We start from the raw sequence: 8,074 nt of genomic DNA, 5'->3' as shown, positions 1-8,074 counted from the left end.
GTGCCAACCGGTGTCTGACACCCGATGGCACGGCTGGTCATCGGGGGTGGATCTCGACGCGGTGCAGGTCGTCGCCGAGTTCGATCGTGCCGGCGAAGTGCTCGGCGGCGAGGGTTCGCCAGTCGTCCTCGGTCCCGCTGATCGGCATCGGTGGCACGTAGTGCGTGAGGATCAACGTGGCGAGGCCCGCCTTCGCAGCGGTCTGGGCCGCTTGCTCGGGAGAGGAGTGGTAGTCGAGTGTGTCCTGCATCCGCGGCACGGGAACGTTCGCAATGATGTCCTTGCGGATGGCGGTGTGGACCAACGCATCGGCTCCCGCACACAGCGCGTCGAGACCATCACAGGGCACCGTGTCACCGGCGACGACGACACTGGCCCCCTCACGGCCGAAGCGGAAACCGACACTGGGCTCGACGGGCTTGTGATCGGTCTGGCCACAGGAGATCGTCACGCCACCACCTTGGCCCGACGGCAGCTCGATCGCACCATCGGTCACCTCGATCACCGTCACCGGGGGACGATGATCGAGATCCTCGTGATGCGCGATCCGGTACTCGATGTCGGGGTCGAGCGATGCGAGAAGATGGTCGACGACCGCCTGCGTCCCGACGGGACCGACGATCGTCAGCGGCGTCTCGGTGAACGTCATCACCCAGCGCGTCGTGATCACATCGTTGAGGTCGGTGATGTGATCGCTGTGCAGGTGGGTGATCAGCACCGCCGTCAGGTTCGGCGCACCGAGACCCAGCGCCGCGAGACGCATCAGAACTCCACGGCCCGCGTCGACCAGGTAGTGCTCGGCGTCATCGCCATCGCCGGCCGAGATCAGCGTCGCCGGCCCCGCACGATCGGGCGACGGCATCGGCGACCCGGTTCCCAGCAACGTCACGGACAGGCTCATTGTCGACTCATTTCTGCCGCAGCTTCGGCGTCTCGGGTCTCAGCATCCTGACGGCTGAGGAGTTGGATCTCGACTTCGTGCAGCTCGCCGGTGAACGCGAAGGGTGCTTCGTAGCGGTCGGACACGGCCGAACCGTGGTCGTATCCCACGCTGGGACCGACGGACGACATCATCCGCATGAACAGCTCGAGGTGGGCCGATCCCGCAGGAACGCCGTTGACGGTGAGGGCCATCGACCCGCTCGTCCCCGGACCGCGCCGCAGGGCGACGCCGAGCGTCGCATCACCGGGTGGGATCTCGACGTCGGACTCGAGAACCGTGTGAGCGTCGAACGCGTTGTAGTCGATGACGAGGCGATCGTTCTGGACGAACACCGTCAGCCCGGAGTTCTCGGTTCCCGACGCGTACACCACCCCACCGTCGCCGGCTCGCCGGGTCACCCGCGCGGTGAGGTCGAACGCTCGACCCCCGATCGCTGCCGACGCCTGACCCGGCATCGGCGACATCGGAGGGCGGTAGACGTAACGCCGGTCTTCGGGATGCGGCGAGTTCGGACGGAACCGCGCACCGAAGAGCTCGACCATCCGGTCATCGAGGGGGAGCACGCCGTGACGCTCCGCCTCCTGCCACCACAGCTCGATCAAGCGCTCGAGCATCGCGGGGTCGGCGTCGGCGAGGTCATGGCACTCCGACCAGTCGTCGCCGAGGCGATACAACTCCCAGGGCTCGGTGTCGTAGTCGCCGCCGGGTGCATGCTTGCAGACGGCCTTCCACCACACGCCGTCGACCCGATGGACGAGCGCGCGACTGCCGCCCATCTCGAAGTACTGGAGGGTGTTGGTCGACGATGCCGAGGCGTCGGCGCAGGCCGACGCGAACGACACACCGGTCACCGGCAACTGTTCGATGCCGCGGAACACCTCGGGCGGCTCGATCCCGACGAGCTCGTAGATCGTGGGCACGATGTCGGCGACGTTGACGAACTGATCGCGCAACCCGCGGGCGTCGGCCGGAATGTGTGACGGTGCGTGCACGACCATCGGAACGTGTACACCGCCTTCGTGCGTGTTCTGCTTGTACCACTTGAAGGGCGAGTTGCCGCACTGCGCCCATCCCCACGGGTAGTTGGTGTGGCTGTGCGGACCACCGATGTCGTCGATCCGGTCGATCGCTTCGTCGGGGGTCTCGAGGATCCCGTTGAAGAACTTCATCTCGTGCATCACCCCGAACGGACCGCCCTCCTGCGACGCGCCGTTGTCGGCGAGCACCACGAAGATCGTGTCGTCCAACTCGCCCATTCGCCGGAGCCCGTCGACGAGGCGCCCGATCTGGTCGTCGGTGTGATCGAGGAACGCCGCGAACGCCTCCTGCAACCGCGCGGCCAGCCGTCGCTGATTCTCGGGAAGATCGTCCCACGCGTCGACGCCGGGGTTGCGCGGCGCGAGTTCGGTGCCGGGCGGGATCACGCCGAGTTCGAGCTGGCGCTGGAACCAACGCTCCCGAACGACATCCCATCCTTCGTCGTACCGTCCCCGGTACTTGTCGAGATACGCCTCGGGAGCCTGATGCGGAGCATGGGTCGCGCCGAAGGGCACGTACGCGAAGAACGGGCGATCCGGCCGCACCCCCTTGCTGTCGCTGATCATCCGCATCAGATGGTCGACCATGTCCTCGCTGAGGTGGTAGCCGTCGTCGGGGCCGCCCGGCGGCTCGATCGGATGGTTGTCACACACCAGATCGGGATGGAACTGGTCGGTCTCACCTTCGAGGAACCCGTAGAACCGATCGAACCCGCGCGCCAGCGGCCACTGGTCGAACGGACCGGCCGCCGAGCACTGCTCCATCGGCGCGAGGTGCCACTTGCCCACGCAGAACGTCGCATACCCTTCCGCTCCGAGGACCTCGGCGACGGTTGCTGCGTGGTTGCTGATGTGGCCGAGTTGGTTCGGGAAGCCGGTGCGGAAGTTCGACACCGCACGCATGCCCACCGCGTGCTGTGATCGTCCCGTGAGCAGCGACGCCCGCGTCGGCGAGCACAGCGGCGTCACGTGGAAGTTGGTGAACTGAAGCCCGTCCGCCGCGAGTGCGTCGATGTTCGGCGTGTCGATGTCGGATCCGTAGCACCCCAACTGCGCGAAGCCGGTGTCGTCGAGCAGGACGATCACCACGTTCGGTGCGGTGTCGCCCGGATGCGGTGGCTCGTCGAACCAGGGTTCCGATTCCGCTACGGTCCGCCCGATCGCCCCCTCGAATCGCGAGGGCCGACTCACGATGGGACCTCCGCGACAGAAACGTCCGCTGGCGCCAGGCACCGATGGACATTCTCGGTGAGCAGGGCATCGAGCGCCATCACCCACGATGTCGTCACCTGCCGTGGAGAACGGGAATGGACGGAGGTCATCAGCTCGAACATCTCGGGTGAGGTGATCCCGTCGATCAGCGCCACGAGGTTCGACCCTGCAACCCGTGGGAGCGCGGAGACCTCGGACGCGAAACGCTGCCGGGTCTGGTCTGCCATTCGGGAACGGAGGCGCGACGCTCCCGCCAGGATCGTGTCGTGATCGAGCGACCGGGCACGCGCGATCCGGATCAGGCCGCCGGCCTGTTCGCAGAGTTCGACCCGCGCCGACACGTGTGACCGAACCCGCACGTCCCGGTCGCTCGCGGCATCGTCCACCACGAACAGATGCTCGAACCGTGACTCGAAGGAGTCGAGTGCCTGTCGTTGGAGGTCGGGCAGACCGTCGAAGTTGCGGAACACCGACGACACCGACACCCCGGCACGCGCGGCCACGTCCTCGACAGTCGGAGGAAGCTCGCCCTCCTGAACGAGCGAGAACATCGCGTCGATCACCGCGAGGCGATTGCGCTCGCGCCGCGCACGGCGCCCGTCGCCGTTCGTGGCATCTCCCATCCGCGGATGATACATCGCTGACCAAACAAATGCGAGTCGAAGTCGCAACACTCTGTCCGGCATGCGGAGTTCGGGCGAACCTTTGCACGCGCCGACCCGATCGCGACAAGGATGGGAGCGACCGATCCGTCCAGCCGACCACCGAGGACCGATGTGAAAGCACCACCGTTCACCTATCACCGACCCGACACGCTGGACGCTGCGCTGAGCTTGCTCGCCGAGCACGGCGACGACGCGAAGATTCTCGCCGGGGGCCAGAGTCTCATCCCGCTGATGGGCTTGCGGATGGGTCGGCCCGACCACATCATCGACATCGGCCGGATCCCGGGTTTGTCGGACATCACGGTCCACGACGACCGTTCCGTCACGCTGGGTGCACTCGTCCGCCACGAACAGGCGAACACCTCGGCCGACGTGGCCGAGCATCAGCCGCTCATCGCGGCGACGATGCCGTGGGTCGCGCACCGCGCGATCCGCACCCGAGGCACCGTGCTCGGCAGCATCGCCCACGGTGACCCGGCGGCCGAGATGCCCGCCGTCGTGCTCGCGACCGGCGCAACGCTCGTCGCGACGTCAGCGTCCGGTCGGCGCGAGATCGCCGCTCGCGACTTCTTCGAGGGATACCTCGACACCGCGCTGCGCGCCGACGAGATCCTCACCGAGGTCACGTTCCCGGCCTGGCCCTCCGACGCGGTGGGATCGGTCGTCGAGGTCGCTCGGCGCCATGGTGACTACGCCCTCGTCGGGTTGGTCGCTCGACTCGAGATCGATGCCGGCGACATCATCACCAACGCCGCGCTGGCGTTCTTCGGCGCGGCATCCACCGCGATTCGTGTTCCGACCGCCGAGGACATCCTCCTGGGTGCGCGTGCGAACGCCAAGACGTTCGCATCGGCGGCGCAGATCGTCGCCTCGGAACTGAACCCGCCCGCAGACATCCACGGCACCACCGCCTACCGCAAACACCTCGCGAGCACCCTCACCCGCCAGGGTCTCGAAGCCGCCGTCGCCACGATCGGAGTCCCCTCATGAGCGCCAGCCCCCAGACCGCCGAATCCAACGCCCGGCTCGCGTCCGAGGAGACCGCCGGGGGCTCGGTGATCGACCTCGCGTTCACGGTCAACGGTGCCGCGCAGCAGGTCCGGGTCGAGGCCCGCCGCACGCTGAGCGACGTCATCCGTGAAGACATCGCACTCACCGGCACACACCTCGGCTGCGAACACGGCGTGTGTGGCGCGTGCACCGTGCTCGTCGACGGACAGCCGGCGCGCTCGTGCCTCATGTTGGCCGGCCAGGCCGAGGGCAGCGAGGTGACGACGATCGAGGGACTCGCCCGACCGGACGGGACGCTCCACCCGATTCAACAGGCGATGATGGACGCCCACGGCTTCCAGTGCGCGTTCTGCTCCCCCGGGTTCCTCATGAGCGCGGTCGCACTCCTCGACGAGAATCCCGAACCGACCAACGCCGAGATCCGCGAGGAGCTCAGCGGGAACCTCTGTCGCTGCACGGGGTACCAGTCGATCATCGCCGGCGTGGAGCGGGCGGTCGAGATCATGCGCTCCGACGATGCGGACACGAAGACCGACGACGACGCGGAAGGAGCGACGTCATGACGATCACCGAGCCGACCAACGACACCCCGGCGAACTCCAGCGGGCTCGTCGGACAGAGCGTCAAGCGCGTCGAGGACGACCGACTGCTCCGCGGCCAGGGCCGCTACGTCGCCGACGTCGCTCCCGATGGTGTCCTGCAAGCCGTCTTCCTCCGCAGCCCACTCGCGCACGCGCGCATCGAGTCGATCGACGTCGAGGCAGCCCGCCGCGCGCCCGGTGTGGTCGCTGTGATCACCGGCGCCGAGATCGAGGAGATCACTCACCCGTTCCCGCCGTTCGGCATGCTGCCCGACCTCTACACCCCGCTCTTCTACGGACTCAGTTCCGAGACGGTCCGCATGGTTGGCGATCCGGTGGCTCTGGTGATCGCCGAGTCGCGCTACTTGGCCGAGGACGCGATCGAGCTGATCGACGTCGAATACGAGCCGTTGGAATCGGTCGCCACGATCGCCGACGGGCTGTCGACGACGAAACCCGCGTTGTGGCCGAAGGCGAACGGCAACGTGCTCTACGACCACACCGACACGTTCACGACCGCGGGTGGCGCTGACGCGCAGTCATCCGACGTCGATGCCGTGTTCGCGAGCGCCGACCGGGTGATCACCGAGCGCCTGTCGTGCCCGCGTCAGTCGAACCAACCGATGGAGACCCGCGGGAGCCTGGTCGAGGTCGACCCGGACACCGGGCACCTGACGATCCGCAACGCCACGCAGTCGAGTCACATGCTGCGTTGGATGGGCGCCGCGCTCACCGGAAAACGGCCGGTGCGATCGTCCTTGAAGGAGATCGTGACCAACAAGCAGCGCCGATCGGGCTTCCTGAGCGGGGCCAAGGAGTTCCTCGGAGCCAATGCCGACGGCCTCAAGGCCCAGGACAACGACGGCATGAAGAGCCAGCTCAAGGCCGACAAGTCACTGCTCAAGCACGCCAACGCGATCGGCCTCGGCCTGCTCGGCAAGGACGACTACCCGACGGTGGTCGCCGACGACATCGGGGGCGGTTTCGGGTCGAAGGGCGCAATCGCCCGCGAGGACATCGCGCTCATCGCGGCCGCCTCCGAACTCGGTCGGTCGGTTCGCTGGATCGAGGACCGTGTCGAGAATCTGATGGACGGCGGCCAGGCGCGCGAGGAGGACCTCACGCTGTCGATCGCAGTGGACAACGACGGCACGTTCCGCGGCCTGCGCGTCGACCTCGTCGTCGACCAGGGCGCGTACCCCGGTTTCCCGGTGGGTGCGCCGCTGGCCACCCGGATCATGAAGGTGATGTTCCCCGGCTCCTACGCGTGGGACGCGTTCGAGATGCGGTCACGCATCGTCGCCACGAACAAAGGCAAGTACGTCGCGTACCGCGGCCCCTGGGCGAACGAGACGTGGGCGCGCGAGCGGATGATCGACATCGTCGCGCGCTCACTCGGGATGACGCCCACCGAGGTCCGCTTGAAGAACCTGATCGGCGAAGAGCAGATGCCGACGGCGATGCTCACCGGTCCCGCGGTCGACGAGACGATGTCGACGAAGAAGACACTCGAACGAGCGCTCGAACTCATCGACATGGATGCGTTCTCACGCGATCGGGCAGCCGCGTACCAGCGCAACCACCGACTCGGGATCGGGATCGCCTGCTACCACGAAGCGGCGCCCGGACCGCCCCGGTACTGGGACTACGTCTCGCCGGGGAACGACGTGATGTTGAACGAGGAGGCGCAGGCGACGATCCAGGCCGACGGCACGATCGTCGTCTACACGTCGCAGATGCCACACGGTCAGAGCCATGAGACGACGTACGCGCAGATCGTCGCCGACGAACTCGGCGTTCCGATCGACGCGGTCACGGTCGTGTTCGGCGACACCCGTCGTACTCCGTTCAGCATCCTCGGAACCGGCGGGAGTCGTGGTGGACCGATCGGCGGCGGGGCAATGAAGTACGCCGCGCGCGAAGTCCGCCAGCAGGTCATCGACGCTGCAGCGAAGATGCTCGAAGCGGACGCTGCCGACATCGAGATCGTCGACGGCAACATCCACGTCGCCGGGGTGCCGGCGCGCGGGATCACCTACGCGGAACTCGCGACCGATGTTCTCGCGTCCACGACCGACGGATCAGAGGTCGCGTTCGACGTCACCCACGGGTATCGCGGCAAGGGCGACGGTGGTTGGTCGGTCGCCACGCACGCGTGCATCGTCGACATCGACCTCGACACCGGCAAGGTCGCCTTCCCGCGCTACCTCGTCGTCGAGGACTGCGGTCCGATCATCAACCCGGCGATCGTCGACGGCCAGGTCCGCGGCGGCGTCGCGCAAGGCATCGGTGCCGTGTTGTACGAGAAGGCGACGTACGACGAGGACGCGAACCTCCAGTCGGCGACCTACATGGACTACCTGATCCCGACGGCGATGGAGATCCCCGAGATCGAGGTGCATCACATGGAGACGTTGTCACCCGGTGGCGACAACGACTTCCGCGGTGTGGGCGAAGGCGGAATGATCGGCGCGCCGGCCGCGATCACCAACGCGATCGAGAACGCCCTCGGCCCGACCGCACGGATCACGTCGCAGTACCTCCCACCGAGCACCATCCTCGAACTCGCCGGCGTCATCCCCCGCGACTGACTCGGCGTGCCATCGGGTGTCTGACACCCGATGG

6 protein-coding genes are annotated in these 8,074 nt (G+C 67.2%); 3 read left to right on the top strand and 3 right to left on the bottom strand.

What is annotated here, in order from left to right; genetic code table 11:
* Positions 1-37 precede the first annotated feature (37 nt).
* From ON45_RS17535 to ON45_RS21805, 3 genes are read right to left on the bottom strand one after another with little or no spacing between them, the layout of a single operon-like run.
* Positions 38-901 (bottom strand): ribonuclease Z, encoded by an 864-nt coding sequence (locus ON45_RS17535; protein WP_040495571.1) that lies wholly within the window; start codon positions 899-901, stop codon positions 38-40.
* Positions 898-3,171, bottom strand: coding sequence for an arylsulfatase (locus ON45_RS17530; protein ID WP_040495570.1), 2,274 nt, complete (start codon positions 3,169-3,171; stop codon positions 898-900). The genes ON45_RS17535 and ON45_RS17530 overlap by 4 nt, the downstream gene beginning before the upstream one ends.
* On the bottom strand, positions 3,168-3,815 hold the full coding sequence (locus ON45_RS21805) for a TetR/AcrR family transcriptional regulator (RefSeq protein ID WP_148288749.1): 648 nt from the start codon (positions 3,813-3,815) through the stop codon (positions 3,168-3,170). Before ON45_RS21805 ends, ON45_RS17530 begins: the two co-directional genes overlap by 4 nt.
* Positions 3,816-3,968: 153 nt before the next feature.
* Between ON45_RS21805 and ON45_RS17520 the strand changes: the two genes are divergently transcribed.
* From ON45_RS17520 to ON45_RS17510, 3 genes are read left to right on the top strand one after another with little or no spacing between them, the layout of a single operon-like run.
* A complete protein-coding gene (locus ON45_RS17520) occupies positions 3,969-4,847 on the top strand; it encodes an FAD binding domain-containing protein (protein WP_040495574.1) in 879 nt (292 codons plus the stop codon).
* Positions 4,844-5,431, top strand: coding sequence for a (2Fe-2S)-binding protein (locus tag ON45_RS17515; RefSeq protein WP_083915120.1), 588 nt, complete (start codon positions 4,844-4,846; stop codon positions 5,429-5,431). The genes ON45_RS17520 and ON45_RS17515 overlap by 4 nt, the downstream gene beginning before the upstream one ends.
* Positions 5,428-8,040 carry a xanthine dehydrogenase family protein molybdopterin-binding subunit gene (locus tag ON45_RS17510; protein ID WP_051063302.1) on the top strand — a complete coding sequence of 871 codons (2,613 nt, stop codon included), beginning with the start codon at positions 5,428-5,430 and terminating at the stop codon, positions 8,038-8,040. The genes ON45_RS17515 and ON45_RS17510 overlap by 4 nt, the downstream gene beginning before the upstream one ends.
* Positions 8,041-8,074 lie beyond the last annotated feature (34 nt).

Source organism: Ilumatobacter nonamiensis YM16-303, assembly GCF_000350145.1.
GTDB lineage: Bacteria > Actinomycetota > Acidimicrobiia > Acidimicrobiales > Ilumatobacteraceae > Ilumatobacter_A > Ilumatobacter_A nonamiensis.
Note: the sequence above shows the minus strand (reverse complement) of the source record. Positions and strands in the feature narration are given on the sequence as shown.

What these genes read in the sequence shown, in the direction of transcription:
- ON45_RS17535 (WP_040495571.1), bottom strand. Translation starts at nt 901, where the DNA reads ATGAGCCTGTCCGTGACGTTGCTGGGAACCGGGTCGCCGATGCCGTCG.
- ON45_RS17515 (WP_083915120.1), top strand. Translation starts at nt 4,844, where the DNA reads ATGAGCGCCAGCCCCCAGACCGCCGAATCCAACGCCCGGCTCGCGTCC.
- ON45_RS21805 (WP_148288749.1), bottom strand. Translation starts at nt 3,815, where the DNA reads ATGGGAGATGCCACGAACGGCGACGGGCGCCGTGCGCGGCGCGAGCGC.
- ON45_RS17510 (WP_051063302.1), top strand. Translation starts at nt 5,428, where the DNA reads ATGACGATCACCGAGCCGACCAACGACACCCCGGCGAACTCCAGCGGG.